Origin of the sequence: Corynebacterium sp. HMSC05C01 (assembly GCF_001807155.1) — a bacterium.
GTDB classification, from domain to species: domain Bacteria; phylum Actinomycetota; class Actinomycetes; order Mycobacteriales; family Mycobacteriaceae; genus Corynebacterium; species Corynebacterium coyleae.
This window is the reverse complement of sequence record NZ_KV787930.1, coordinates 736-1095: the sequence shown is the minus strand read 5'-3', so window position 1 is coordinate 1095 and position 360 is coordinate 736. Positions and strand designations below refer to the sequence as shown.

Sequence of the window (360 nt, the reverse complement as noted above, 5' to 3'; positions counted from 1 at the left end):
AGGCCACAAGGCGCTCACCCGCGACGAACTCTTGGCTTGGGCCTCGTCGTTCGGTTCTGCAACGCACACGGTCATAGCGATGATCCTCGATCGTAATAGTGCCGCCGTCCCCCGCGGACTCCTCCAGGCTCGCAACGTGCTGGTCAACCTGGGCAAAAAGCACAACAACACCACCTTGGAGCCTGCATGCCAGCAAGTCTTGGACAAGAAACTTGCTCCAACTATGGCTGTGATCAAACGCATCCAGACTGACATTGCGCACGCTCAGCAGCACCCCGCTGCACCAGGGCGAAGGACACAACCCGCGACGAAGAATCAACAACGCCCAACCGCCCCGCTTACCGGCGACGCAGCTGATGC

1 pseudogene is annotated in these 360 nt (G+C 60.0%); it reads left to right on the top strand.

Features of this window, described 5'->3' with window-relative positions:
* A pseudogene (locus HMPREF3145_RS11370) lies at window positions 1-360 on the top strand (IS21 family transposase); the annotation flags it as partial.